We start from the raw sequence: 23,788 nt of genomic DNA on the forward strand, positions 1-23,788 counted from the left end.
CACCAGCGCCACAGCGGCGATGGCGGCGACCGCCACCACGATGCCTCCCGCGGTTCCGGCGATGAGTGCCCAGGCCAGCGGGGGCAAGGACCGCCCGCTGCCGCTCTGCTCCGATGGCCCGTCCTCGATGTCGCCGGGCCCTTCGCCTCCCCCGTCCGAACCGCCCCCGTCGGACGCTGCAGGCACCTGGCCCGGGTCGGCCGCGGTGCGGTCTTGCGCGGAGGCCGCGCCCTGACCGTCCAGCTCCGGCCCCTCAGCAGCCTCGCCCGCAGCGTCGATGTCGATCGTGTACGGCACCTCGAACAGCCGGTCACCGTCGTACCGGGAGGGGACCATCGTCAGCTGCAGGTAGTAGTCGCCGGCCAGGTAGGAGCTGCGGGCTTCGGTTCCTCCCTGCTCCCGGTTCTTGAACTGCACGGCCGTGGCCTGGTTGAGCTGTACCTGCAGGCCCGGCTCCGCCGCCGCTGAGTGGCCGCCGGAATCCGCATCGCCATCGGGCGAGACCATCGTGTACACGTCCTCGCGCAGGGGCGAGATGAGCGTGGCGTGCAAAGCCAGGTCCATACCCGGCGGGGGCTCGAACTCGCCCAGCACGAGGGCTGTGCGCACCTGCTGTCCGTACTGCACGGGCACCCGGAAGAACTGCACCTCACCAGGGATGATGGTGCCGCGCAGGGGGCCACTGCCCGCTTGCACCGCCGAGGCGAAGGAGAAGGCCGGCTGCACCTGCTGTCCGTCCGTGGGGACGGGCAGCGGGTCGATCTGGCGCGGCCACTTCACCGCCGGCGGCAGCCCCGAGGGGTCCACCTCCTCCTCGGCGAAGAACTGCACCTCCACGGGGATCGCCTGGTCCTGCGACGGGTTGCCGGTGCGCTCCACCTGCAGGATCACCGTGCCATCGGCATCCGCTCCGAAGCAGGAGAGGTTCCCGGTCTGCCCCATCCGCGGGGTGGCGATGGAGGCCGTGATCGGCCCGTCACCCAGATCGGCCTCGGCCCGGGCATCGAGATTCCCGATGCGGCAGTCGGTGCCGTCGGGGGCGAAGGTGCGCAGCTGGAGCTGGGCGAGCTTGTTCGTCGCGCCGTCGCCCCCGGGCAGCACCATGGTGGCCGCCACGTGGGCGATCTCGCCAGGTGCGATCTGCAGCCGGTAGTAGCGGGAGTGACCCTGTCCGTCGTCGATCGCGGGGCTGCCGTGCTCGAGCACGTCCAGGTAGGAGCCGGGCACCAGGTCCACGGCCTCTTCGAGGCTGGTCCCGCCGGTGATCGGGCTGCCCGCGGAGGAGTAGCCCTGGATCGCACGGGTCATCTTGACCAGCAGCTCATCGCGGAGCGTCTCGGCGTCGGTGGCGTCGGCGAAGGTGCCACCGGTGGCCTCGGCGATGCAGGCCAGCTCGTCCCGGGCTGCCTGCTCGGCCTTGAACCCGATGGTGTGGATGCGCATCTTGGGGTGCTGCTGGGCGAGTTCCCCTGCGACCTCGCACGGGGGCGGTCCCCCGCACTCGTCGATGCCATCGGAGACCAGCACGATCGAACGCATCTCCGCCTCGGGCAGCGCCTCGGTGGCCTTCCGCAGGGAGAGACCGATGGGGGTGTAGCCGGAGGGCTGCACCCCGTCGATCTCCTGCAGCAGTCGTTCCCGGTCCAGACCGTCGGCCTCCACCAGGAGCTTGACGTCCTGGCAGCCTGCTTCTTGACTGCTGGCCGTCTGCGGGTCCGAGTTGCCGTAGGTCATCAGCCCCACGGTGGCGTCATCGGGAAGCATCGGCACCAGGCCCGAGACGGCCTCCTTGGCCACGTCCATGCGGCTGCGGCCCTCCACGTCCTCCGCGCGCATGGAGCCGGAGGCGTCGAACACCAGCATCGACGGGGCGGTGCGGCCGGTGTTGTAGCCCTCGGCGAGGGCCGGGGATGCGGGGCCGGCCATCACCACCAGTGCCGCCACCAGCGCCGTGAGCAGCGCGGAGGCCATCGCCCTGGACCCGGGCACCGCGCGACGCCAGCGCGAGGGGCGCACCTGCGGTGCATCCGCGTCTCGGGACGGCTGTGCGCTCGGGATGGTGGCCGGGGCAGGAGCGGTACCAGGCGGCATGGGTGAGCTCACCCGGCCATCATGCCGGGTGATCGGCCTGTTCGTCAGCCCAGTCCGGCACCCTGTTCCGGGTTCTCGCGGACGTCCTGCACCTTCCCGGAGGGCTGGGAGGGGTCTGCTTCCAGGGAGCCGGACTCGGCGGTGGCGCGCTCGCCCGTGGGGCGGGAGCGGCGATCGTTGACCCCGCGCGCCTTCATCTCCTGGCGCAGCTCGCGCGGCAGGGAGAACATGAGGTCCTCGGTCGCGGTGCGCACCGGCTTCACATCGCCGTAGCCGCGCTCGGCGAGCTCGGCCAGCAGCTGCTGGACCAGCACGTCGGGCACGGAGGCACCGGAGGTGACGCCCACGGTCTCCACTCCCTCGAACCACTCCTCACGCAGCTCGGCCACGGAGTCGATGCGGTGGGACGCCTTGGCGCCGGCCTCCTTGGCGACCTCCATCAACCGCACGGAGTTGGAGGAGTTGGGGGAGCCGACCACCAGCACCAGGTCGGACTGCGGGGCGATCTTCTTCACCGCGACCTGGCGGTTCTGGGTGGCGTAGCAGATGTCGTCGCTGGGCGGGGACTGCAGGGTGGGGAAGCGCTCGCGAAGCCGGTCCACGGTCTCCATGGTCTCGTCCACGCTGAGGGTGGTCTGCGAGAGCCACACGACCTTCTCGGGGTCGCGCACGGTCACGTTGACCACGTCATCGGGCGAGTTGACGATCTGGACGTGGTCGGGGGCCTCCCCGGCGGTGCCCTCGACCTCCTCGTGGCCCTCGTGGCCCACCAGCAGGATGTCGTAGTCCTCGCGTGCGAAGCGCACCGCCTCCTTGTGCACCTTGGTCACCAGGGGGCAGGTGGCGTCGATGGTGCGGAGGTTGCGCTGCTCGGCCATCTCGCGCACCTTCGGGGAGATGCCGTGGGCGGAGAAGATCACCAGGGACCCCTCGGGGATCTCGTCGACCTCCTCGACGAACACGGCGCCCTTGGCGCGCAGGCTGTCCACCACGAACTTGTTGTGGACGATCTCGTGGCGCACGTAGACGGTCTCGTCGTAGTGCTCCAGGGCGCGCTCGACGGCGACGACGGCGCGATCGACGCCGGCGCAGTATCCGCGCGGTTCGGCCAGGTACACAGTTCCGGTGCTCACCGCTCCATCGTAGGGAACCGGCACCCGGGAGGGCACGGTGCTGGGGCATGCCTCACCATCCCTCCACACGCGCCGTGGTACTTCCTGACGAACACGGCTCTTGCAGCTCGGGGCCACAGGGCCGCTTGCCACGCCTACTGCTCCTCAGGTCAGGCCCCAGGTTCCTCCCCGCCGGTCGGATCTCCCCCGGGTCGCGTCGGCGTGCCGGACTGTCGCACCCTCGTGCCAGAGTGGGCTCCATGACTGAGCACTCCCCGGGCGATGTCGCCGCTCCGGAGCACCGCACCCTGGCGCCCACCGCCGCGCAGACCACCGCGGAGAATCCCTGGCCGCTGCGCCAGCTGTCGGTGAAGGTGGGCGAGTACGTGGCGCGCATGTCCCCGCTGTGGGTGGAGGGCGAGATCGTCCAGCTCAACAGGCGTCCGGGGTCGGGGCTGTCGTTCATGACCCTGAGGGACATCGAGGTGGACATGTCCTTCTCGGTGCCGATCCGTGAGCACGTGCTGCGGGCCCTGCCCATGGAGCCCGTGCCGGGCGCGCGCGTGGTGGTGCACGCCAAGCCCACGTTCTGGACCCGGCGCGGCAGCCTCCAGCTGGAGGCCGACGACATCCGCCCGGTGGGGCTGGGCGAGCTGCTGGCGCGCCTGGAGCAGCTCAAGCGCGTGCTGGCCGCGGAGGGCCTGTTCGCCGCTTCTCGCAAGCAGCCGTTGCCGTTCCTGCCGCGCACCGTGGGGCTGATCTGCGGTCGTGAATCCGCTGCGGAGCGGGACGTGGTGGTCAACGCCCGGCGGCGCTGGCCCGCGGTGGAGTTCGCGATCCGGGAGGTCGCCGTGCAGGGCCCCAAGGCGGTGCGGGAGGTCTCCGCTGCGCTGCGGGAGCTCGACTCCCTCCCGGAGGTCGAGGTCATCATCGTCTCCCGCGGCGGCGGCTCGCTGGAGGACCTGCTGCCGTTTTCCGACGAGCAGCTGGTGCGCCTGGTGGCGGCGTCCACCACACCGATCGTCTCCGCGATCGGCCACGAGGTGGACACCCCCCTGATCGACCTGGTGGCAGACGTGCGCGCCTCCACCCCCACCGATGCCGCCAAGCGCGTGGTGCCCGACATCCAGGCCGAGCTCGAGCAGCTCACCATGTCCCGGTCCCGCCTGCGCACCGCGGTGCGCAGTCGCCTGGAGCGCGAGCAGTCCACCCTGGATGCGATCCGCTCCCGCCCGGTGCTGGAGAACCCCTCGACGATCCTGGCGGGCCGGGCTGATGAGATCCGCGCACGCATCAGCCTGGCCCGCACCCTGGTGGGATCCCGTCTGGACCGGGCCCGGGACGAGGTCGGCCACCTGCGCAGGCAGGTGCGGGCACTCAGCCCCCTGGCCACCCTGGAGCGCGGCTACGCGGTGGTGCAGGACGCCCAGGGCACCGTGGTGCGGGACCCGCAACAGGCGGCGGTGGATCAGGCACTGTCCGTGCGTGTGGCCGCCGGTCGCTTCGGGGTGCGCCGCACCGAGGACGATCCGTACCAGCCGCCGCCCACCGCCTGACGCATCCACCTCGACCCCGCCGTCGCCGGCCCTCGCCCCTCGATCGCCCCGCCGGGCCCTAGAACCCACCCCTCACCCGAACGGAGACCCCATGACCCCGCGCCCCAGCAAGCCCGCCGATTCCGCCGACTCCCCCGCCGAAGCCACCGCGACCACCGCGCCTGCGGTGCAGCCCAGCGACGACCCGCAGCCGCTGCCCTCGGACATCGCCGAGCTCAGCTACGAGGCGGCCCGGGACCAGCTCACCGAGGTGGTGCGGCGACTGGAGAGCGGGCAGGGCGGGCTGGAGGACTCCATCGGCCTGTGGGAGCGGGGCGAGATGCTCGCCCGCCGCTGCCAGCAGTGGCTCGACGGCGCACGGGAGCGCCTGGACCAGGCCGTGGCAGCCCGGCGGACGGACGATCCGTCCGACGGGTGAACCCGTGGCAGGTCGGCCCACTGCTGGCCGGCCCGCCGCAGACCGGTCGAGACCGGGTCACCTGATCGAGGTGATCGCCGCCTCGGCCAGCTCCTCGAGCTCTGCGATCTCCGCCCCGCCATGCACGAGCAGGCCCCAGTCCTCGCCCTGGCAGGACAGCCCCGTACGGGGCTCGTCATCGGAGCCGCCGGTGACCACCTGGCAGGGAATGCCCGCGATCTCGCGCTCCTCCTGCACCGACGCCCCGGGCAGGCTCGCCGAGAGCACGGGCGCGGAGACCTCCGGGACCTGCACCAGTGCCACCAGGTGCCCCTGCGGCGAGGAGTAGCGGATCTCCCAGCGCTCCTGGCTGCCGGAGTAGCGCGCGGAGCGCTCGGCCCACTCCGCGCCCACCTCCGGCACGGCTACCGGGTACGGGGCGGTCCCCTGGGCTCGCTCCGCGCTGGCCGTGACGTCCAGCCCGGAGTTCGGCAGCGGCTCAGGGGAGGAGTCATCCCCCGCACCGAAGAAGGCGAAGCCCACGACGATCACGATCGCCATGGTGAGCCCGAGTGCCCACACGATGTTACGCAGGGAGGTGTTCTGCTTGGTGAGCCGGGAGTACGGTGACGTCGGCCGGGGCGCGGGGGTGTCGTCCGGGGCATGCATGGTCCCATTGTCCCCGCAACCGCGCCGCAGCTCTGCCGGGTCCTGGGGCAGACCGTCTGCGGTGCCGCCCCCGATGCCGCCGCGCATTCGCCCCACCCCACGAAACCTGCGATGATCGCACGGTGACCGCGACATTCCTCACCGTCGGAGAAGCCCTCACCGATATCGTCGTCCACGGGGACGGCCATCGGGTTGAGCACCCGGGCGGCTCCCCCATGAACGTGGCCGTGGCGCTGGGACGCCTGGGCTACACATCCCACCTGCTCACCCGCATCGGCGGCGACGCTCGCGGCGAGGCGATCCGCGCCCACCTCGCCGAGTCCCGCGTGGACCTCACCCCGGGCAGCATCACCGGTCCCGCCACCTCCACCGCCGAAGCCCAGCTGGATGCCAGCGGGGCGGCCACCTACACCTTCGACCTGAACTGGGACCCGGACCCGTCCGGACTGCCCGACGGCATCACCGCCGTGCACACCTCCTCCATCGCCGCCGTGCTCGACCCAGGCGCCGCCACCGTCGCCCAGGTGCTGGACCGCTACCGCGGGCAGGCCACCATCAGCTACGACCCCAATGCCCGCCCCGCCCTGATGGGTGATGCGGCCGAGGCCCGCGAGCGGATCGAGGCGATCATCGCCCGCGCCGACGTGGTGAAGTCCTCCGACGAGGACGTGGCCTGGCTGTACGACACCGAGGACGTGGAGGACGTCGTGGCCTCGTGGCGGCGCAGCGGACCCGGACTGACCGTCCTCACCCGCGGTGGAGAGGGCGCAGTGGGCTTCAGCGACTCCGGCCGGGTGCAGGTCGCTCCGTCCCGCGTTGAGGTGGTCGACACCGTCGGAGCCGGTGACACCTTCAGCGCGGGCATCCTCGATGCCCTGGCCGACAAGCGACTGCTCGGAGCCGATCGCCGTGAGGCGATCGCGGCGATGCCGTCGGACGACGTGGCCGGGGTGCTGCGCCGCGCCGCGAGGCTCGCCGCCGTGACGGTCTCCCGCTCCGGGGCCAACCCGCCGTGGAGCCACGAGCTGACCTGATCCGCTCCCCCGGCCCACCGCGGCTACACCCGCGCCTACCCTGCTTCCTGACCCCGAGACCCGACCCCGATCCACCACGTCCCGTCACCGCCGACCGCACACCGAGGGAGAGACCTTGTCCGAGAACACCACCGCGCCCGCGACCCAGGGCGAGTACCGCATCGAGCACGACACCATGGGCGAGGTGCGGGTCCCCGCCTCCGCCCTGTACCGCGCCCAGACCCAGCGCGCCGTGGAGAACTTCCCGATCTCGGGGCAGGGCCTCGAGCCCGCCCACATCCACGCCCTCGCCCAGGTGAAGAAGGCCGCCGCTCGCGCCAACAAGGACCTGGGCGTCCTGGATGCCGCGATCGCCGACGCCATCGTCACCGCCGCCGATGCCGTCATCGCGGGCGATCACGACGACCAGTTCCCGGTGGACACGTACCAGACCGGCTCCGGCACCAGCTCGAACATGAACATGAATGAAGTGCTAGCCACCCTGGCCACCCGCGCCGGCGGGATCGACGTGCACCCCAACGACCACGTCAACGCCTCGCAGTCCTCCAACGACGTGTTCCCCACCTCGGTGCATGTCGCTGTGACCGCGGCGGTGACAGAGAAGCTGCTGCCGGCTCTGGCTCACCTGGCGGAGGCCCTCGAGGCGAAGGCCGAGGCGTGGAAGCACGTCGTCAAGGCCGGCCGCACCCACCTGATGGACGCCACCCCCGTCACCCTGGGGCAGGAGTTCGGCGGCTACGCGGCAGCCGTGCGCTACGGCATCGAGCGCGTCGAGGCCGCCCTGCCGCGCACCGCCGAGGTCCCCCAGGGCGGCACCGCCGTGGGCACGGGCATCAACACCCCGGCCGGATTCCCGCAGAAGGTGATCGCCAACCTCGCCGAGCAGACGGGCCTGCCGCTGACGGAGGCGCGCAACCACTTCGAGGCGCAGTCCGCTCGCGACGGCCTGGTGGAGATGTCCGGTGCGCTGCGCACCATCGCCGTGTCGATCACCAAGATCTGCAACGACCTGCGCTGGATGGGCTCCGGTCCCAACACGGGCCTGGGCGAGATCGCCATCCCCGACCTGCAGCCGGGCTCCTCGATCATGCCCGGCAAGGTGAACCCGGTGATCCCCGAGGCCGTGCTGATGGTGTGCGCCAAGGTCGTCGGCAACGACGCCGCCATCGCCTGGGGCGGCGCCCAGGGCTCCTTCGAGCTGAACGTGCAGATCCCGCTGATGGGCACCAGCCTGCTGGAGTCCATCCGTCTGCTCGCCAACGCCTCCACCGTGCTGGCCGACAAGACCGTGGACGGCCTGGTCGCCAACGAGGAGAAGGCCCGCTTCTACGCGGAGGCCTCCCCCTCCATCGTGACCCCGCTGAACAAGCTGATCGGCTACGAGAACGCCGCGAAGATCGCCAAGCACGCGGTGGCCGAACAGATCTCGGTGCGCGAGGCCACCCTCGCGCTGGGCTTCGTCGAGCGCGGCGAGCTCACCGAGGAGCAGCTGGATTCGGCCCTGGACGTGCTGTCCATGACCGAGCCGAAGGGCTGATCGAAGGGGCCGCCTGCGGGGCGGTCGGTTCAGCGCTCGAGCTCTCCCCGGTGCCCGAGCGGCAGCACTGCTGCTGCTCGGGCCCTCTCCCTGTCGATCCTCCCGCGCATCACAGCAGCATCACAGCACGGGCTCGTCCAGCACATGGGTGACCAGCTCGGCGACCTTGGACCGCTCGGAGCGCTGCAGGGTGATGTGGCCGAACAGCTCGTGCTCCTTGAGGGCCTCGACCACGGAGGCGATGCCGTCGTAGCGGCCGATCCGCAGGTTGTCGCGCTGGGCGATGTCATGGGTGAGCACGACGCGGGAGTTCTGCCCGATGCGGGAGAGCATGGTCAGCAGCACGTTGCGCTCGAGGGACTGCGCCTCGTCCACGATCACGAAGGCGTCGTGCAGGGAACGGCCGCGGATGTGGGTCAGGGGCAGCACCTCGAGCATCCCACGGGAGAGGACCTCGTCGATCACGTTCTGGGAGACCATCGACCCCAGGGTGTCGAACACGGCCTGCCCCCACGGCCCCATCTTCTCGCTCTGGTCGCCGGGCAGGTATCCGAGCTCCTGGCCGCCCACCGCGAACAGGGGCCGGAACACCATGATCCTGCGCTGCGTCCGGCGCTCCAGGACCGCTTCCAGACCGGTGCACAGCGCCAGGGCGCTCTTGCCGGTGCCGGCGCGGCCCCCCAGGGACACGATCCCCACGGACTCGTCCAGCAGCAGGTCGATCGCCACCCGCTGCTCGGCGGAGCGACCGGACACCCCGAACACCGTCTGGTCCCCGGGCACCAGGCGCACCTTCTTGTCCTTGGTGAGGCGACCCAGGGCCGATCCGCGCGGGCTGGTGATGGTGAGCCCGGTGTGCACGGGATGGTGGGCGATCTCGGGGATCTCCACCAGTTCCCCGTCGTAGAGGTCGGCCATGGTCTGCTCGTCCACGGAGGCAGCGATCATGCCGGTGTAGCCGCGGTCGCGAGCGAGCTCTGCGCGGTACTCCTCGGCGTGGATGCCGGAGGCGGAGGCCTTGATCCGCATCGGCAGGTCCTTGGAGACCAGCACCACGTGCTTGCCCTCCAGCTGCAGGTTCTTGGCGACCGCGAGGATGCGCGTGTCGTTGTCGCCCAGGCGGAACCCATCGGGCAGGGAAGAGGTGGACTGGTGGTTCAGCTCCACGTGCACGCGCCCGCCCTCCTGGCCGATGGGCAGGGGCACCGCGAGGTTGCCGTGCTGCTCGCGCAGGTCGTCGAGGATCCGCAGGGCCTGGCGGGCGAAGTACCCCAGGTCGGGGTGATGGCGCTTGGCCTCCAGTTCGGTGACCACCACGATCGGCAGCACGATGTCGTGCTCGGCGAAGCGGGTGAGCGAGAGCGGATCGGCCAGCAGCACCGAGGTGTCCAGCACGTAGGTGATCACCCCGGTCTCGATGTCAGGCAGCACCTCCTGAGCCGCCCCGGGCACCAGCGAGGGGACCACCGGTGTGCCGTCTCCCAGACGGGGCGCCGCTTCCGCCGATGTGCTGGCCCGCGCGGTGCGGAGCTCTGCGGGGCCGGCATCTGCGACGCCGCCCTCGGCGGGCATCGTCTCGCGGGCTGTGGTGGTCTCGTCCATGGGAGCCTCCCGGGTTCACGCGGTTGCCTGGACCATAACCCTCGTGGCACCCGCACTCGGGCGCGTCCCGCCGCGGGCGGGTGGGACGTTCACCCGATCGTCACCGGGAGTTCGGCAGAACCCCGGCGACCTCCATGGTGCCATCGCAGTGACCTGGAGCACACGAGAGACGCGCCCATCCCCGTCCCGGCTTCGACGAATGAGGAGACGGGCCTGCCCTCCATGGGAACGACGACCGACCGTCCCCACCGTCCGGGCGGCGGGCCTGCGCACCCGGGCTTCGGGGCACCGGCCTAGCTGCCGAAGCGGCGCTCGCGGCGGCAGAAGTCGCGCAGGGCGCGCAGCAGGTCCACCCGGCGGAAGCCCGGCCAGTACGTCTCGCAGAACCAGTACTCGGAGTGGACCGACTGCCACAGCAGGAACCCGGACAGCCGCTGCTCCCCGGAGGTGCGGATGATCAGGTCGGGATCGGGCTGGCCGCGGGTGTAGAGGTGCTCGGTGATGGAGTCGACGCTGATGGCCGCCGCGACCTGCTCTGGGTCCATCCCCTGGGATCCCAGATCCCGCACCAGTTCGCGCACCGCATCCACGATCTCCTCGCGGCCGCCGTAGCCGATGGCGACGTTCACCGTGAGGCGGGAAGCGGGCTCGGCATCCTGCTGGATCCGGCCGATGGCGCCGCGCACCTCCTCGGGCAGCATCTCCGCACTGCCGGTGAGGCGCACGCAGTAGCCGGCGTCGATGATCTGCTCGACGGTGTCCTTGATGATCCCGTAGAGCGCACCGAGCTCCTCGGCCGGGCGCGACAGGTTGTCGGTCGAGAGCATCCAGACGGTGACAAGCGGGATGTGGAGGCCCTCGCACCAGGTCAGGAACTCGACGATCTTCGCTGCGCCCATGCGGTGGCCCTCGGCGGTGGTGGCTCCGGAGGCCTTGGCCCATCGCCGGTTGCCGTCCACGATGACGCCCAGGTGCTGGGGCAGCTCGTAGTTCTCCAGCTCACGGGTGAGGCGGCGCTCGTACACGCGATAGAGCAGGGAGTCGTCGTCCACCACGGCCTCATCCCCTTCCGCCGACCGATCGTGCGGCCCGGATCGCGGCCGCGCTGTCCATTATCGGCTGTCGTGGACGGCTTTCGCGTGCGGTGCCAGGATCCTCACCGGATCCGCACAGCTCACCGCTGGCGCGTGGACGCCCCGCCCGCCCAGGCCGTGACGGTTACGGAACCGTAGGTTACGCTTTCGCCATGACCATCGGCGAGCGTCCGGACGACGCACCCCAGCACGAGCGCACCCGCGTCGCGCCCAGCACCATCACCCTCCCGCACCATGACCAGGATCCCGCGCTCCGCGAGGCGGTCGACGCGGTCGCCGAGTCCGGTGCCACCGTGGCCGACGAGGACATCCCCACCGCCGATCGCTACCCCTTCGCGCCGCGCACCCTGACCCGCGCCATGGCGCGCCGGGCCGCGACGCTGGGCCTCCAGCTGCCCAAGCCTCGACTGCGGGGCGTGCTGCACCTGATCGCCTTCCCGGCGGTGCTGATCGCGGGCCTGCTGCTGGTGGCCTTCGGACAGACCCTCGCCATCCGCCTGGCCTGCACGGTGTTCATCGCGACCGCCTCCCTGCTGTTCGGGGTCAGCGCGACGTACCACCGCGGGACCTGGTCACCGCAGCACGCCATCATCCTGCGACGCTTCGACCACGCCAACATCTTCCTGATCATCGCGGGGACCTACACGCCGCTGGCGATCTCCCTGCTGGAGACGCGCGATGCGGTGACCCTGCTGACGATCTGCTGGGGCGGTGCCGCCGCTGGGGTGCTGTTCCGGCTGTTCTGGACCGGGGCCCCGCGCTGGCTCTACGTGCCTGCCTACATCGCACTGGGCTGGGTGGCGGTGTTCTACATGCCGCAGATGCTGGCCGGCGGCGGCTGGGCCGTGGTCTCGCTGCTCGTGGCCGGGGGCATCGCCTACACGGCTGGTGCGATCGTGTACGCCCTCAAGCGGCCCGATCCCTCACCGGCGTGGTTCGGGTTCCACGAGATCTTCCACGCCGGCACGCTGGTCGGCTTCGGCTGCCACTTCGCGGCGGTCGCACTGTCGGTGCTCTGAGAGCCCGTAAGGGCCCGTCAGCGCAGGTCCGACGGAGGCCGCGGATCGTCCTCGGATTCCCCGGCTCCGCGCTCGCCTGCCGTGTGCGTCCCGTCGACAGGGTCCGTTCCCGGATCGACCTCCCGGCTCTCAGCACCGGCCGCGTCGCGCTGCTCCTCGGCCCTGTCGCGCCGCTCCTGGGCCTCGTAGCGCTCCCGCACCCGGCCCGCGGCCTGCACGCGTCGCACACGCCGGGCCATGTCCACCAGCAGCAGTACCAGCAGGGCCGCCAGCACGAAGGTGGCGAAGAACCCGGGCAGGCCGGGGGAGACGGAGACCGGGGTGAACTCCTCGCCGTCCGAAGGGGTGGGGGCTGCCAGCACCAGCTCGGTGATCACCAGGGCGGGGGACATCAGCGCACCTCGCCGTCGGCGGACCGACCGGTCCTAGCCTGCTCGCCGACATCCCGGGAGGGTGCCTCGTGGCCCTCGGTGCGCACCAGGTCGAGCCAGCCGCCCTCCTCATGGTGGGGCTGCTCCGGCCGGGCAGGGCGCAGGCCCGCGAACAGGTCCGTCTCCGGGAGCTCCACACCGATGCGGGAGATGCGCAGCTCGTAGTCGTCGGTGCCCCAGGCTCGGGTGTCCGCGTCGTGGGCGATGCGGAAGAACGGACCGTCAGGATCCACCTGGGTGGCGTGGGCCCGCAGGGCGTCATCGCGCACCTGGAGGTAGTCGCGCACGTCCACGCGCGTGGTGAGCAGGCGATCGGTGCGCTCGTCGAAGTGGAGCAGCATGTCCTCCAGCTCCTCGTTGGGCTGGCCCTCCTCACGCAGGTGCCGTGCGATCGCGGCGAACCGCTGCCGGTGGAACGCGTTGATGTAGTAGAGCTTGGCGATCGCCCATGGCTCCCCCAGCTCCGGGGCGAACTCGGGATCCGCCGCCAGCTCGAAGGCGGCCATCGAGATGCGGTGCACCTGGATGTGGTCGGGGTGCGGGTAGCCGCCGTTCTCGTCGTAGGTGGTCATCACGTGGGGGCGCAGGCGCCGCACCGCTTCGACCAGGGGGCGGGCGGCCTCCAGGACGTCGATGGTGGCGAAGGAGCCCTCGGGCAGCGGCGGCAGCGGGTCGCCGCTGGGCAGCCCGGAGTCCTCGAAGCCGAGCCATTCGTGCTGCACGCCGAGGATCGCCTGGGCCTTGGCCATCTCCTCGCGGCGCACCTCAGGCAGGCGTGCCGCGATCTCGGTGTCACCGAGCAGCTTGGGGTTCAGGATGTCGCCCCTCTCGCCACCGGTGCAGGTGATCACGGTGACCTCCACACCCTCGCGGGCGTAGCGGGCGGTGCTGCCGGCACCCTTGGACGACTCGTCGTCGGGGTGCGCGTGGACGGCCACCATGCGCAGGGGCTCGTCGGGGGCGGGCAGTACGACGTTCACGGATCTCCTCGACGGATCAGGCACAGGTCAGCGGGGGACGGCGCCAGGGACAGGGCCCCGACCACCGGTTGAGCCTACGCCACTGCCATGTGCTCTCGCCCAGCGGCGTGCACGGTCCGTCTGCGCAAGCGGCGTCGGCGGCATGGTCACCATTCCCGCGGTGCCGACCATCGACCCGTCCTCCCCCAGGCCGGTCTGGGACACTGGCCGGCATGAGTGCAGTCCAGAACCGACCGGCAGATCGCTACGGCGCACCCATCGTGTCCCCGCGCCTGGGCCGGATCATGGTGGCCGTGGTCGCGATCGTGTTCGCGGCCACGGTGGTGCTGATCGGGATCCGCTTCGCCGATCAGCCCGTCAAGGCCGAACTGCTCTCGTATGAGCACGTGGACGAGAACCGCATCGCGGTGAGCTTCGCGGTCACCATGCGCCCCGGAGCGGAGGCGGAGTGCGCGGTCCAGGCGATGAACGAGGGACGTGCGCAGGTGGGCTTCGTCGAGGTGGAGGTCCCCGCCCAGGAGCAGCGCCGCAGCACGCACCGGGTGGAGATCGCAACCCAGGGTGACGCAGTATCGGCCGAGGTGCTCGGCTGCGAACAGCTCTGAGCACGCGGCGCACGCCGACACTTCCTGCGAGCCTCGCACTGACCTGCAGTGTCGTGACGTGCACCATTGTGCGTTCAGGAAATTGCCCTCACACATGTAAACTGTCTGGGAACCGGCTTCGTGCCGGTTCTTCATTTCCCGCACACGGGGCGCATGCGCACATGTGCCCCGTATTTGCGTAGGGGGCCATGTCGTCCCATTGCGCACCAGAACTTCGACAGGAGTGAACCCATGAGCAGCCAGCCGAATGGCGCCTGGCTCACCCAGGACGCGTACGACCGCCTGGCCAAGGAGCTCGAGGAGCTCGAGGGCCCGGGGCGCGCCGAGATCGCGGAGCGCATCGCTGCGGCCCGTGACGAGGGCGACCTCAAGGAGAACGGTGGCTACCACGCTGCCCGCGAGCAGCAGGGCATGATGGAGGCGCGCATCGCCGATCTCCAGCGACTGCTGAAGAACGCCGTGGTGGGCGAGGCCCCCAAGGACGACGGCGTGGTCGAGCCGGGCATGGTGGTGACCATCTCCCTGGCCGGCAAGGAGCGCACGTTCCTGCTGGGCAACCGTGAGATCGCCGATAGTGACGACCTCGAGGTGTACTCGACCGATTCGCCTCTGGGCGGCGCCATCAACGGCGCCTCGGTGGGCCAGTCCATCGACTACACCGCCCCCAACGGCAAGTCCTTCCCGGTGGAGATCCTGAAGGCGAAGCCCTACAAGGCATGAGCCCGCCCCGGCTGTGCCAGGCCGGGCATGCACGAGGGGGGCCGGCCCCGCGGGGGCGGGGGCGGCCGGCGCATCGGCAGGGGCGGCAACGGTGTCGTCTGTCGGGACGGCGGTGGCCGCGGGTGCCTGGCGGCCACCGTCCGTCTCCGGCGCCCGCCGGACGGGCTTGTCCTCAGGGGCGCCGTGGGCCTGCTCCTCTCCGGCCGGTGCGGCCTCGCCCGGCTTCTGCTGTGCTGGCTTCTGATCGGCGGGCCGGGAGGGGGCGGAGAGGGTGTCGGCCCAGGTGGGGGCAGCTGGCCGCTCCTTGACCGCGGTGCCTGCGGGGCGAGATCCGGTGCTGCTGTCCTGCGGATCACGGCGCTGGTCCTTGGGATCGGTCGGGGTCTTCCCCCTGCTGCGCAGATAGGCCCATGCCCCCGCGCCGATCACACCGATACCACCGGCTCCACCGACGAGCAGGACGAGAATGTCATTGGGATCCACGGGTCACCTCCGAGGTCGCAGGAGCCGGCGATGCGGCGGGGCCATGGGCCAGTCTAGGTGCACCCGGTCAGGACGCCGGTGGGGGGCGACGGGGTGGTCGTACCTCGGGATGGTCACACCTTTGGGGCGGGCTGTCAGCCCAGACGGTCGCGGTCAGCGGCCATGCGCGGTCCGCGGCCTCAGGTGTCGCGCCGCGTGCGCGAGGAGTGGCGCGGCGTGCGCAGCGGTGTCTGCTCGCCGTGCCGTGCCCGGCGCACGTTGGGAGCGGCGACGGCTGCGAGGATCGCGACGGCGGCCAGCAGCGCCAGCAGTAGGAACCCGACCGTTACCACACCCAGACCCATGCCCATGGCTCCATTCTGCACGGCGATCCGCGCCGAGGCGTGCTACGTCCTCTGTGCGGCGCGCCACGACGAGCAGCAGACGGGCACCTCTTCCCGTGGCTGTCGCAGCAGGTGCCGGCGCATGGTGGGCCTCATCACCATCATCGTCTCGGCCTCCGAGGAGCCCCAGGGGGCTCCACGCCGGCGGATGCGCGACTGGCCGGTTCGACAGCTCATAGCGAAGAAGAGCGGGAACAGACGCGATGCGCCTGCCGGGACCGAACGACGGCGGTACTGATCAGTCCAGTTCGGGGAACCAGATGCCGATCTCGCGGGCGGCGGACTCCTCGGAATCGGAGCCGTGGACGAGGTTCTGGATCACCGGCAGGTCCCATTCGCGGGCCAGATCGCCGCGGATGGTGCCCGGAGCGGCCTCGGTGGGGTTGGTGGCACCGGCCAGGGAGCGGAAGCCTGCGATGACACCCTCCCCCTCGAGCACCAGCGCGACCAGAGGTGCGGCCCCCATGTACTCCACGAGACCGGGATAGAAGGGCTTGCCCTCGTGCTCTGCGTAGTGGGCGGAGAGCTCCTCGTCGGTGGCAGTGCGCTGGCCCAGGGCGGAGATGGTGTAGCCCTTGGCCTCGATGCGGCGGATGATCTCCCCGCGCAGGCCGCGCTTGACGGCGTCGGGCTTGAGCAGGACGAGAGTGCGCTGTGGGGTCATAGCCGCGAGCCTAACGGCGCGCGGTCCGCGGTGCGAGTCGGGTTCAGGCCCTCGGCGGGCGATGGGACTGCCGGCTGCGTTCGGCCCGGTCGGCCTCCGTCGCCCCGCCCCCGCTGGCCGATGCATCGGGACCCGGCCCCGCAGCACTCCCCTCCGCAGAGGCCTCTGCGCGCCAGTGGGCGGCGTCGATCGCGTCCTTCTCCCCATCCAGCTGATGGCCCTTGACGACGCTGTACACATAGAGGATCGCGAAGATGACGCCCACCGCCCACATCGCGGGGACCTGCACTCCCAGCAGGATCACGGGGACCTGGAGCACCGCCCCGATGTAGTAGGGAACGGCCCCGCGCTTGAGCATCCCGGAGCACGCCACCAGTGCCACCGAGGTGAGCAGCCCCCAGCTCCAGGTGAACGCACGCTGGTCGGGAACCAGCTGATGGGCCACCAGCACCGCGAAGAGCACCACGAAGGCCTCGACCACCAGCACGGTCGCACCGAGGATGCGCTGCGCCCCGTGCGCGCGGGAGGAGGGTTCGAGGAAACGGGTCACTCTCACTCCTCCTCCGGCAGGCCCAGCAGGTCCCGCACCTCGGCGGCCAGCGTCACCGATCCGGCCACCACCACACCGCCGAACATCTCCCCCTCGGCCTCGGCCAGATCCACCGCCTGCTGGATCGCATCCGGCAGCGAGGCGGCCTCGAGCACGCGGTCCTCGTCGTCGAACACGTCGCGGGCGAGGTCTGCCAGTTCATGGGAGGGGATGGCGCGTGGTGAGGACGAGTGGGTGATCACCACGGAGTCCAGCAGGGGCTCGAGGGTGGCAAGCAGCTGCTCGGCGTCCTTCTCCTGCAGGATCCCCACCAGTCCGATGGTGCGCGTGAAGCGGAAGTTCTCCCGGACCGTGGCCACCAGGGTCTCGGCTCCGGAGGGGTTGTGGGCCGCATCCAGCAGGATCGTGGGCGACTGGCGCACCACCTCGGCCCGGCCCGGGGAGGTGACCGATCCCAGTGCGGCCGTCAGCAGGCCAGCATCCAGCGGCGAGTCGCCGCCCAGGAGGGCCTCGGCCGCGGCCACGGCGAGGAGTGCGTTGTGCGCCTGGTGCTCGCCGAGAAGCGAGAGGAACAGGTCCTCGTAGCGACCGGCGATCCCCTGCAGGGTGAGCATCTGCCCGCCCACGCCAGGAGTGCGGGAGAGCACCCCGATCTGCTCGTCCTCGAAGGCGGCCTCGGCACCGAGCTCGATGACCCGCTCGCGCAGCACGTCGGCGGCGTCCCCCTCGGGCTGGGCCGCGATCACGGCGGTGGCGCCGGCGGTCAGGATCCCGGCCTTCTCCGCGGCGATCTCGGCGATGGTCTCGCCGAGGTACTCCTGGTGGTCCAGGCCGATGACGGTGATCACGGCGACGTCCGGATCGACCACACCGGTGGCGTCCCAGGTGCCGCCCAGGCCGGTCTCCACCACCGCAACGTCCACGGGGGCGGAGGCGAAGGCCTGGTAGGCCATGGCGGTGAGGTACTCGAAGTAGGTGAGCCGCACTCCCCCGGCCGCCAGGGACTCCTCATCGACGATCCGGGCGAACGGCTCGACGTCGCGGTACGCCTGGACGAAGCCGTCCTCGTCGATCGGGGAGCCGTCGATCGCGATGCGCTCCACCGGCGAGTGCAGGTGGGGGCTGGTGGTGCGTCCGGTGCGCAGGCCCGCCTCACGCAGGATCCGCTCCAGGATGCGGGCGGTAGTGGTCTTGCCGTTGGTGCCGGCGATGCGGATGGAGCGGTAGGAGTGCTGGGGGTCCCCCATCAGCTCCATCACCCGGCGGATCCGCGACAGGTCCGGTTCGATGCGGTTCTCCGGCGCGCGCTCGAGGAGGGCGGCGTACACCTCGCGCAGCTGCGGCGACATGGCCGGACGGGACGGACGGGGCACGGGGTCTCCTACGGGGGCGCGGACGGGGCGCTGGTCAGTCTACGGAGGGCGCCTCCGACGCAACGTCTCCGGGAAGGTTCGGGGTGGCAGGTGTCGCAGCCGGCGCGCTGCTCAGTGGCGACGGCTGCGCCCGGCCGTCTCAGTCCACCTCGACTCGGTAGATGAACGCCGCCATGGCATCGCGCAGGATCGGCGAGTACGGCCGGTACGAGCCATCGGGCCAGCCCGTGGTGATGCCCTCGGAGTATGCCCAGCTGATCTCCTTGTAGAAGATCGTGTCGCGCACGCTGATGTCCTTCAGCGGGCTGACGGCCGGGGCCGTGAACGGAGGCGATCCCTGCGCGCGATACAGGAAGGCGGCCATCGCATCGCGCTTGACGGGCTCGTAAGGACGGAAGGTGCCATCGGGCCAGCCCTCGGCGATGCCTTCGGAATGCGCCCACGTGATCTCCTTGTAGAAGACCTCTCGGGTGGGTGAGACGTCCTTGAACGGTGAGACGGCAGGCGGTGTGTACGCGGGCGAGCCGGCGGCCCGGTACAGGAACGCAGCCATGGCATCGCGCTTGATCGGCTCGAAGGGCCGGTACGTTCCGTCGGACCACCCGTTGGCCAGTCCCGCGTGCTTCATCCATGCGATCTCGGTGAAGAACACGAGGTCGCCGTGGTTGACGTCCCGGAACGGCGCCTGGGGGGTGCGCCCCATCGGTGCGGCCACCGGGTACGCATGTGCCGAGGTGCCATTGGGAGAACCGAACCAGAGCGAGAAGTTCCGGAAGAAGTTGCGGTTGCCGTAGGTGGCACACACGTCGTCCGCAACAGCACCGGCCCCGGCATCGAGCGTGGCCTGGGTGGGGGTGAACGGCGTGTAGTTGTACAGGGCGGCAGTGGCCCGGTTGGCGATGTTCACAGAAGCTTCGCCGCAGAACGGGTAGGGGCTGTACTGGATCAGGTTGGCCCCGACCTGGTAGCGGTAGCCACGAGAGGCATCGCCGTACTCCTGGAGGCGCTTCGCAGCATGGTAGAGCTGATGGCCGAGTCCGGCATATCGCGGATCGCAGGCCTCGAAGTCCGGGCAGCGGAACCCCAAGGCCTGGTCGAGCTTGGTCCAGGTAGGCGAAGTTGTCGTGATCAAGCCCTGCTCCTTCTGGAGCATCACCAGCAGCACCTGCGGGTTCACGGAACAAGCGCGCGAGACGTCGGTGATCATCTCGCCGGCTGTGCCTTGGGTGCGGGCCGGAACCGCCTCGCACACGTCGGTTGCGGCTCGCTGCGGGGTGTCCATGCGGACGTCCTTGAGGCAGGGCGCGCCACCGCGCGCGGTGCGGCAGTTCGCTCCCTGGTCGCGGAGGAACTGATCGACCTCGGAGGCCGACATCCGGTTTCCGTCGAACATCACCTCGTCGCTGATGAGAGCGCCGGGATCGAAACCACCGAGTCCTGCGGGGGTGGGCCCCGCGTGGGCCGGAACAGCGAGGGTACTGGCCGCCAGCAGCAGCGCGATGATCGCGGCCAGGAGCGGACGACGGCTGAGGAGCGAAGTGGCGCGTGATGCGCCAGGGGATTCAGTGGGCACAGGGACCTCCGGGAAGTGGACCGGGCTGCCCGGCCATCTCTCAGGATATCCGGCCCCAGCGCATCGCAGGGGTTCCCTGAGATGCACCCGGGCGTCGCCGGTCGCGCGGTTCCTCCCCAGCTAGTTCTCGTCCACATGGGCAGTTCTACCCATGGTCACCACCGTGGGGTGCTCGTACGGTGAACGGACCAGGCCACACCAGCGCCCTGTTCGCCATCGGAGCTGAACGGGGCAGGCACCGCTCACGGGAGGTTCGAGATGACCACGCTGACCCAGGACGTGCCCGAGGCGATCGGCGCCGTCCGCGCCGCCGGCACACCCGAGCGCGCGCTGAACCCGATCTACCGAGCCCTAACGGCCGATGAGGCAAACGGGGTGAGGACGGAGGCGGTGAAGAGCTCGCTGGAAGGCCCGGAACTGGACCTCCTGGTGCGCCAGATGACCGCCCCCGCGGTGATGGTGCTGGCAGTGGAGGCAGGCGGTCTCGCACACCGGGTGCGCGTGGGCGTCCATGCCGACGGTGCCACGGTGGAGCACTCCGAGGTGCCCACTGACGAGGAGCCCGGCGCTTCGCGGTGGTCGGAGTGTGTTCTCGAGGACCTCCCGCGACTGTTCGCCGACGTGCTGCCTGACGGCAGCGCCCTGGGGACGCCGCCCCGTCTGACAGTGCAGAACAAGCCCGGCACCCTTCGTTTGGATGCCGCCCAGCTCGCGCATCTGCGAGAGCTGCTCGTCGCCGGGGCCGACGCCGAGACCGCGTTCTCCCGCCTCGATGGGCTGGACCCTCGCCTGCAGGACGCCCTCACCGCCCGGGGGGACCGCGCTTCCCTCAGCCTGACCCTCCACTCCCCCGATCCGGCCCGCCTGGCACAGCCGGTGAGTATCGCACGGCTGTGGAACTGCGGGCAGCTGGGGATCTACCGCACCGACACCCCGGACCGTTCGCAGATCGAGGTGGTGGCGGTGGAGCCCGGTGACGTCCTAGGCACCGTGATCCCCCTGCTGGAGGAGTCGATCCGCTTCGCCTCCGGCCTGCCACCGACGCCCGGGGACGAGGACCCCGCAGGTACGAGCGGTGAGGGGGCCCGGTCATGAGCGGCTTCTACGGGATGGACACCCAGCAGGTGCGCGACCACAGCGCCGCCTGCCGCACCGGGATGAACCGCATCGAGGAGCTGCGCGGCGCACTGGACGGTGCTGTCACTTCTGTGACCTGGGAGGGACCGGACGCGGACAGCTTCCGGGACGAGTGGCTCCAGCTCTCCAGTGGGCGGATCAGCGGCCTGCTCGCAGAGCTCGAGGACCAGGCCTCCCAGCTGGAGGGCGAGGCCGATCAGCAGGACGTGGTCTCTGACCGCGACGGCACCGAATCCGGCCCCGGCACCCGCCCCAGCACCGTCCCGGACGCCCCGACGGACCGGATGGACCGCGGCTACCTCCACGAGGACAACCCGTGGATCCCGAACTGGTTGGAGAACCCGGCCGAGCAGCTGTTCTCCGATACGGCCGGGCTGATCAGCGATGGCATCGGCTGGGGCAGCGACCTCCTGATGGACGGCATCAGCACGATGGGCAACGGGCTCGGCATGGACATGAGCGGTTTCGAGGTGTTCCGCCGAGATGCCGAGCATCTGGGCGAAACCTTCACGGGCTGGATGACCGGGCAGCGGGTTCCGACGATCGCCGAGCTGGTCGCCGGCGCCGCGGTCACCACCGCTTCGGGCGCGGCAGCGCTGTACGACATGGTGCCGGGCTCACCCGGGACCGACTTCTTCGACGACAGGCCTGGCGGGATCGTGCACGGCGTCGAGATCACCACCGGCCCGGTCGAAGGGCCGCAGACTCTGCAGGACCTGATTCTGGAGAACAACCAACTCCGCCTCCCCAACCCCGACGACGCTCCGCTGGAATCCGGTCAGATCGGCATTCAGGAAGTCCACAACTCCCAGGGGGGCGACCCGGTCTACATTGTGCAGATCCCGCCCACCGAAGGTGCGGACATCGACACCTGGGATGCCTGGGGTTCACAGGGGAACTCACGGGACTGGGCATCGAACCTGCGTCTGGTGGCCGGCCAGCACCCGGCCGCGATGGACGACGTGCGCGCCGCGATGGACGCGGCGGGCATCCCTCCGGGCTCGAACGTGATGCTGGTGGGTCACTCACAGGGTGGGATCGTGGGATCGCACCTGGCATCGGACCCGAGCTTCAACTCGGCCTCCGGGGCCGACGGCACCTATAACGTCACCCATGCGTTCTCCGTGGGCTCACCGGTGCAGACGGTCCTACCAGCCCAGGGCGGCACCGAGGTGGTCAACGTGACTCACGGACCCGCCTCCCTGGGATGGCCGTCCTCGACTGGGGACCACATCGCGCACCTCGACCTGCAGGGGACACAGATCGGTGGGGGGCGCCTTCAGGCTCCGAACCTGCATGAAGTGGTCCTACCCGGCACAGCAGCTCCGACGTCCGGGGCGGAATGGCTGCACGTCAACCATGACTCCGTGGGCCCGGACGGGGAACCACACCTTGGTTATGCCGGAACAGTCGGGCGTTCCACCGAAAGCCACCCCGTACTCGGACCCCTGCAGAACGACCTGACCGGGATCTATCTGGGGGATGGCACCTACGTCGCAGAATCACACGTAGTGACCGTTGGGCGTGAGCACAGGTCCTGACTCGACATACCGACGGCAGCAGCCATGCCAGGCCAAAACGCGAACAGTGCGATCAAGCGCATGTCCTGCCCTTCCGGGTCAGCTCAGGCCGTACCGCGAATAGAGCGATGAAGCGCCCACGTAGTCGAGCCTGTGGTCTTCAGTAGGAAACTCGGGATGCAGCTCCAGTGCGGTGAGCTCGGTTCCGTCGGGAAGTCGACCGGTGATCCCACCGACCCTCGTATCGGGCTCGTCCCGCTCATGAAGAATGGTGACTGCCGTACGCATCACGTCGTCGTAGATGCCGAGCCCGGTCGATGCTGACGTTGCATCGATCTCCACGTCACCCGCGACGTACTGCAGGAACCTGTTGTTGGTCCCCGTCCGCAACGACGCTCCTGTGACGCCCGGGATCTCGAGCACGGCTTCCGTGATCAGCTCGGCGCGGTCCTTTCGGAGTACGGAGCATCCCGTGAGTGCTGCTGCGGCCAGCGCCCCCACGCCGCCGAGGATTCCTCGTCTGCTCATCACCGCACATGCCTCCCTGCCCGATAGTCACCAGGGCCAGCATGCCACGTTGACCGTGGACGTCCCCCAGGTGAGCGCGATCTGGTCCGGATCACCTACTCTCACACAAGGCGTGACACGACAGGAGGAGCAGCGATGGCACCGAGGCGTCGCCATGTCCTGGTAGCAGGCGCGATGGGTCTGTTCTCCCTGGTGACTGGATGCAGCGGGTTCTCCAAGCCCGGCTGGAGCGACGTCAACCGCGAGATCCAGTCCGCTCCCGGAGTCACCGGAGCCGACATCATCGGCGGACCCGGCGGCGGGCTGGGTACCACCGTCAGCGGCACCATCACCCTGGACGTCACCGCCGATGAGCTGCCCGACGCCTTCGAGGAAGCCTGGAGGCGCGGCGTCGAGGTGATTCACGAGATGTTCGATCCCGGACAGGCCATCGATGTCGCAGTCAGAGGCGTCATCTCCGATGGCACAGAGATTCCCGCCTACGAACTGCTCGAACACGAGGAACCCGTGCCGACGACGATGTCCCACTTCTACGAGCACTACGGGATCGGCTGAGCCCCGGCCAACGGCCTCCCGGCACGGGGAACAGCGCCGCCGGGAGCCGGCAGGCCGCGGGAAGCACGGGACGAAGACGAACGGGGGGGGGGGGGGGGGCCCCCCCCCCCCCCCCGGGGGGGGGGGGGGGGGGGGGGGGGGGGCCCGACGAGAGTCGGCTGACGGGCGCGGGCCA

At 70.4% G+C, this 23,788-nt stretch carries 23 protein-coding genes; 10 read left to right on the plus strand and 13 right to left on the minus strand.

Features of this window, described 5'->3' with window-relative positions:
* Window positions 1-1,989: VWA domain-containing protein (locus M3B01_RS10750; protein ID WP_259792016.1), on the minus strand; the 1,989-nt coding region annotated here is incomplete at its 3' end.
* A 146-nt stretch (window positions 1,990-2,135) separates the two neighbouring features.
* Window positions 2,136-3,224, minus strand: coding sequence for a 4-hydroxy-3-methylbut-2-enyl diphosphate reductase (locus M3B01_RS10755; RefSeq protein ID WP_259792017.1), 1,089 nt, complete (start codon window positions 3,222-3,224; stop codon window positions 2,136-2,138).
* A 239-nt stretch (window positions 3,225-3,463) separates the two neighbouring features.
* On the opposite strand from M3B01_RS10755, the gene xseA reads away from it, so the two are divergent.
* Together xseA and M3B01_RS10765 are read left to right on the plus strand one after the other, a co-directional pair.
* Window positions 3,464-4,759 (plus strand): exodeoxyribonuclease VII large subunit, encoded by a 1,296-nt coding sequence (gene xseA / locus M3B01_RS10760; protein WP_259792019.1) that lies wholly within the window; start codon window positions 3,464-3,466, stop codon window positions 4,757-4,759.
* Between the two features lie 91 nt (window positions 4,760-4,850).
* Window positions 4,851-5,177, plus strand: a complete 327-nt coding sequence (locus tag M3B01_RS10765) for an exodeoxyribonuclease VII small subunit (protein ID WP_259792020.1) — start codon at window positions 4,851-4,853, stop codon at window positions 5,175-5,177.
* A 57-nt stretch (window positions 5,178-5,234) separates the two neighbouring features.
* On the opposite strand, the gene M3B01_RS10770 is transcribed toward M3B01_RS10765, so the two are convergent.
* Complete coding sequence (locus M3B01_RS10770; RefSeq protein ID WP_259792022.1) at window positions 5,235-5,825, minus strand: DUF4245 domain-containing protein; 591 nt, start codon at window positions 5,823-5,825, stop codon at window positions 5,235-5,237.
* Between the two features lie 122 nt (window positions 5,826-5,947).
* Between M3B01_RS10770 and M3B01_RS10775 the strand changes: the two genes are divergently transcribed.
* Both M3B01_RS10775 and M3B01_RS10780 read left to right on the plus strand, forming a co-directional pair.
* Window positions 5,948-6,859 (plus strand): carbohydrate kinase, encoded by a 912-nt coding sequence (locus M3B01_RS10775; protein ID WP_259792024.1) that lies wholly within the window; start codon window positions 5,948-5,950, stop codon window positions 6,857-6,859.
* A gap of 115 nt (window positions 6,860-6,974) precedes the next feature.
* A complete protein-coding gene (locus M3B01_RS10780) occupies window positions 6,975-8,396 on the plus strand; it encodes a class II fumarate hydratase (protein WP_311203222.1) in 1,422 nt (473 codons plus the stop codon).
* Between the two features lie 120 nt (window positions 8,397-8,516).
* Here the strand turns inward: M3B01_RS10780 and M3B01_RS10785 are convergent, their stop codons facing one another.
* Both M3B01_RS10785 and M3B01_RS10790 read right to left on the minus strand, forming a co-directional pair.
* The gene (locus M3B01_RS10785) at window positions 8,517-9,998 is read right to left on the minus strand and encodes a PhoH family protein (RefSeq protein WP_259792026.1); all 1,482 of its coding nucleotides are present in this window, start codon (window positions 9,996-9,998) and stop codon (window positions 8,517-8,519) included.
* A gap of 293 nt (window positions 9,999-10,291) precedes the next feature.
* On the minus strand, window positions 10,292-11,053 hold the full coding sequence (locus tag M3B01_RS10790; RefSeq protein WP_259792028.1) for an isoprenyl transferase: 762 nt from the start codon (window positions 11,051-11,053) through the stop codon (window positions 10,292-10,294).
* 191 nt (window positions 11,054-11,244) lie between these two features.
* Between M3B01_RS10790 and M3B01_RS10795 the strand changes: the two genes are divergently transcribed.
* Entirely contained in the window at window positions 11,245-12,111 is an 867-nt protein-coding gene (locus M3B01_RS10795) for a hemolysin III family protein (protein ID WP_311203223.1), read from the plus strand.
* A 17-nt stretch (window positions 12,112-12,128) separates the two neighbouring features.
* Here M3B01_RS10795 and M3B01_RS10800 read toward each other — a convergent pair whose 3' ends face one another.
* Both M3B01_RS10800 and mca read right to left on the minus strand, forming a co-directional pair.
* The gene (locus tag M3B01_RS10800; protein ID WP_259792030.1) at window positions 12,129-12,503 is read right to left on the minus strand and encodes a hypothetical protein; all 375 of its coding nucleotides are present in this window, start codon (window positions 12,501-12,503) and stop codon (window positions 12,129-12,131) included.
* Window positions 12,503-13,522 (minus strand): mycothiol conjugate amidase Mca, encoded by a 1,020-nt coding sequence (mca, locus tag M3B01_RS10805; RefSeq protein WP_259792032.1) that lies wholly within the window; start codon window positions 13,520-13,522, stop codon window positions 12,503-12,505. Before mca ends, M3B01_RS10800 begins: the two co-directional genes overlap by 1 nt.
* A 212-nt stretch (window positions 13,523-13,734) precedes the next feature.
* Between mca and M3B01_RS10810 the strand changes: the two genes are divergently transcribed.
* Window positions 13,735-14,127: a DUF4307 domain-containing protein gene (locus M3B01_RS10810; RefSeq protein ID WP_259792034.1), complete on the plus strand. Its 393-nt coding sequence runs from the start codon at window positions 13,735-13,737 to the stop codon at window positions 14,125-14,127.
* 231 nt (window positions 14,128-14,358) lie between these two features.
* Window positions 14,359-14,847 (plus strand): transcription elongation factor GreA, encoded by a 489-nt coding sequence (gene greA, locus M3B01_RS10815; RefSeq protein ID WP_259792035.1) that lies wholly within the window; start codon window positions 14,359-14,361, stop codon window positions 14,845-14,847.
* A gap of 662 nt (window positions 14,848-15,509) precedes the next feature.
* Here the strand turns inward: greA and M3B01_RS10820 are convergent.
* From M3B01_RS10820 to M3B01_RS10840, 5 genes are all read right to left on the minus strand, one after another.
* Complete coding sequence (locus M3B01_RS10820) at window positions 15,510-15,680, minus strand: hypothetical protein (protein ID WP_193865421.1); 171 nt, start codon at window positions 15,678-15,680, stop codon at window positions 15,510-15,512.
* A gap of 271 nt (window positions 15,681-15,951) precedes the next feature.
* Window positions 15,952-16,377, minus strand: a complete 426-nt coding sequence (gene ndk / locus M3B01_RS10825; protein WP_193865422.1) for a nucleoside-diphosphate kinase — start codon at window positions 16,375-16,377, stop codon at window positions 15,952-15,954.
* A 43-nt stretch (window positions 16,378-16,420) separates the two neighbouring features.
* Window positions 16,421-16,927: a DUF4233 domain-containing protein gene (locus M3B01_RS10830; protein WP_259792038.1), complete on the minus strand. Its 507-nt coding sequence runs from the start codon at window positions 16,925-16,927 to the stop codon at window positions 16,421-16,423.
* A gap of 2 nt (window positions 16,928-16,929) precedes the next feature.
* Window positions 16,930-18,276 carry a folylpolyglutamate synthase/dihydrofolate synthase family protein gene (locus tag M3B01_RS10835; protein ID WP_193865578.1) on the minus strand — a complete coding sequence of 449 codons (1,347 nt, stop codon included), beginning with the start codon at window positions 18,274-18,276 and terminating at the stop codon, window positions 16,930-16,932.
* A gap of 163 nt (window positions 18,277-18,439) precedes the next feature.
* Complete coding sequence (locus M3B01_RS10840; protein WP_259792043.1) at window positions 18,440-19,873, minus strand: S-layer homology domain-containing protein; 1,434 nt, start codon at window positions 19,871-19,873, stop codon at window positions 18,440-18,442.
* A gap of 258 nt (window positions 19,874-20,131) precedes the next feature.
* Here M3B01_RS10840 and M3B01_RS10845 point away from each other — a divergent pair, with 258 nt between their 5' ends.
* Complete coding sequence (locus M3B01_RS10845; RefSeq protein ID WP_259792045.1) at window positions 20,132-20,968, plus strand: hypothetical protein; 837 nt, start codon at window positions 20,132-20,134, stop codon at window positions 20,966-20,968.
* A complete protein-coding gene (locus M3B01_RS10850) occupies window positions 20,965-22,551 on the plus strand; it encodes a WXG100 family type VII secretion target (RefSeq protein WP_193865425.1) in 1,587 nt (528 codons plus the stop codon). Before M3B01_RS10845 ends, M3B01_RS10850 begins: the two co-directional genes overlap by 4 nt.
* Before the next feature lie 78 nt (window positions 22,552-22,629).
* Here the strand turns inward: M3B01_RS10850 and M3B01_RS10855 are convergent, their stop codons facing one another.
* Window positions 22,630-23,031 (minus strand): hypothetical protein, encoded by a 402-nt coding sequence (locus M3B01_RS10855; RefSeq protein ID WP_193865426.1) that lies wholly within the window; start codon window positions 23,029-23,031, stop codon window positions 22,630-22,632.
* 162 nt (window positions 23,032-23,193) lie between these two features.
* On the opposite strand from M3B01_RS10855, the gene M3B01_RS10860 reads away from it, so the two are divergent.
* A complete protein-coding gene (locus M3B01_RS10860; RefSeq protein WP_193865427.1) occupies window positions 23,194-23,613 on the plus strand; it encodes a hypothetical protein in 420 nt (139 codons plus the stop codon).
* The last annotated feature ends 175 nt before the right edge of the window (window positions 23,614-23,788 follow it).

The organism is Brachybacterium sp. p3-SID957 (assembly GCF_025144775.1).
Taxonomy (GTDB): Bacteria; Actinomycetota; Actinomycetes; order Actinomycetales; family Dermabacteraceae; genus Brachybacterium; species Brachybacterium epidermidis.

What these genes read in the sequence shown, in the direction of transcription:
- M3B01_RS10765 (WP_259792020.1), top strand. Translation starts at nt 4,851, where the DNA reads ATGACCCCGCGCCCCAGCAAGCCCGCCGATTCCGCCGACTCCCCCGCC.
- xseA (WP_259792019.1), top strand. Translation starts at nt 3,464, where the DNA reads ATGACTGAGCACTCCCCGGGCGATGTCGCCGCTCCGGAGCACCGCACC.
- M3B01_RS10810 (WP_259792034.1), top strand. Translation starts at nt 13,735, where the DNA reads ATGAGTGCAGTCCAGAACCGACCGGCAGATCGCTACGGCGCACCCATC.
- M3B01_RS10770 (WP_259792022.1), bottom strand. Translation starts at nt 5,825, where the DNA reads ATGCATGCCCCGGACGACACCCCCGCGCCCCGGCCGACGTCACCGTAC.
- M3B01_RS10850 (WP_193865425.1), top strand. Translation starts at nt 20,965, where the DNA reads ATGAGCGGCTTCTACGGGATGGACACCCAGCAGGTGCGCGACCACAGC.
- M3B01_RS10785 (WP_259792026.1), bottom strand. Translation starts at nt 9,998, where the DNA reads ATGGACGAGACCACCACAGCCCGCGAGACGATGCCCGCCGAGGGCGGC.
- greA (WP_259792035.1), top strand. Translation starts at nt 14,359, where the DNA reads ATGAGCAGCCAGCCGAATGGCGCCTGGCTCACCCAGGACGCGTACGAC.
- M3B01_RS10860 (WP_193865427.1), top strand. Translation starts at nt 23,194, where the DNA reads ATGGCACCGAGGCGTCGCCATGTCCTGGTAGCAGGCGCGATGGGTCTG.
- M3B01_RS10845 (WP_259792045.1), top strand. Translation starts at nt 20,132, where the DNA reads ATGACCACGCTGACCCAGGACGTGCCCGAGGCGATCGGCGCCGTCCGC.
- M3B01_RS10820 (WP_193865421.1), bottom strand. Translation starts at nt 15,680, where the DNA reads ATGGGCATGGGTCTGGGTGTGGTAACGGTCGGGTTCCTACTGCTGGCG.
- M3B01_RS10800 (WP_259792030.1), bottom strand. Translation starts at nt 12,503, where the DNA reads ATGTCCCCCGCCCTGGTGATCACCGAGCTGGTGCTGGCAGCCCCCACC.
- M3B01_RS10795 (WP_311203223.1), top strand. Translation starts at nt 11,245, where the DNA reads ATGACCATCGGCGAGCGTCCGGACGACGCACCCCAGCACGAGCGCACC.
- ndk (WP_193865422.1), bottom strand. Translation starts at nt 16,377, where the DNA reads ATGACCCCACAGCGCACTCTCGTCCTGCTCAAGCCCGACGCCGTCAAG.
- M3B01_RS10835 (WP_193865578.1), bottom strand. Translation starts at nt 18,276, where the DNA reads ATGTCGCCGCAGCTGCGCGAGGTGTACGCCGCCCTCCTCGAGCGCGCG.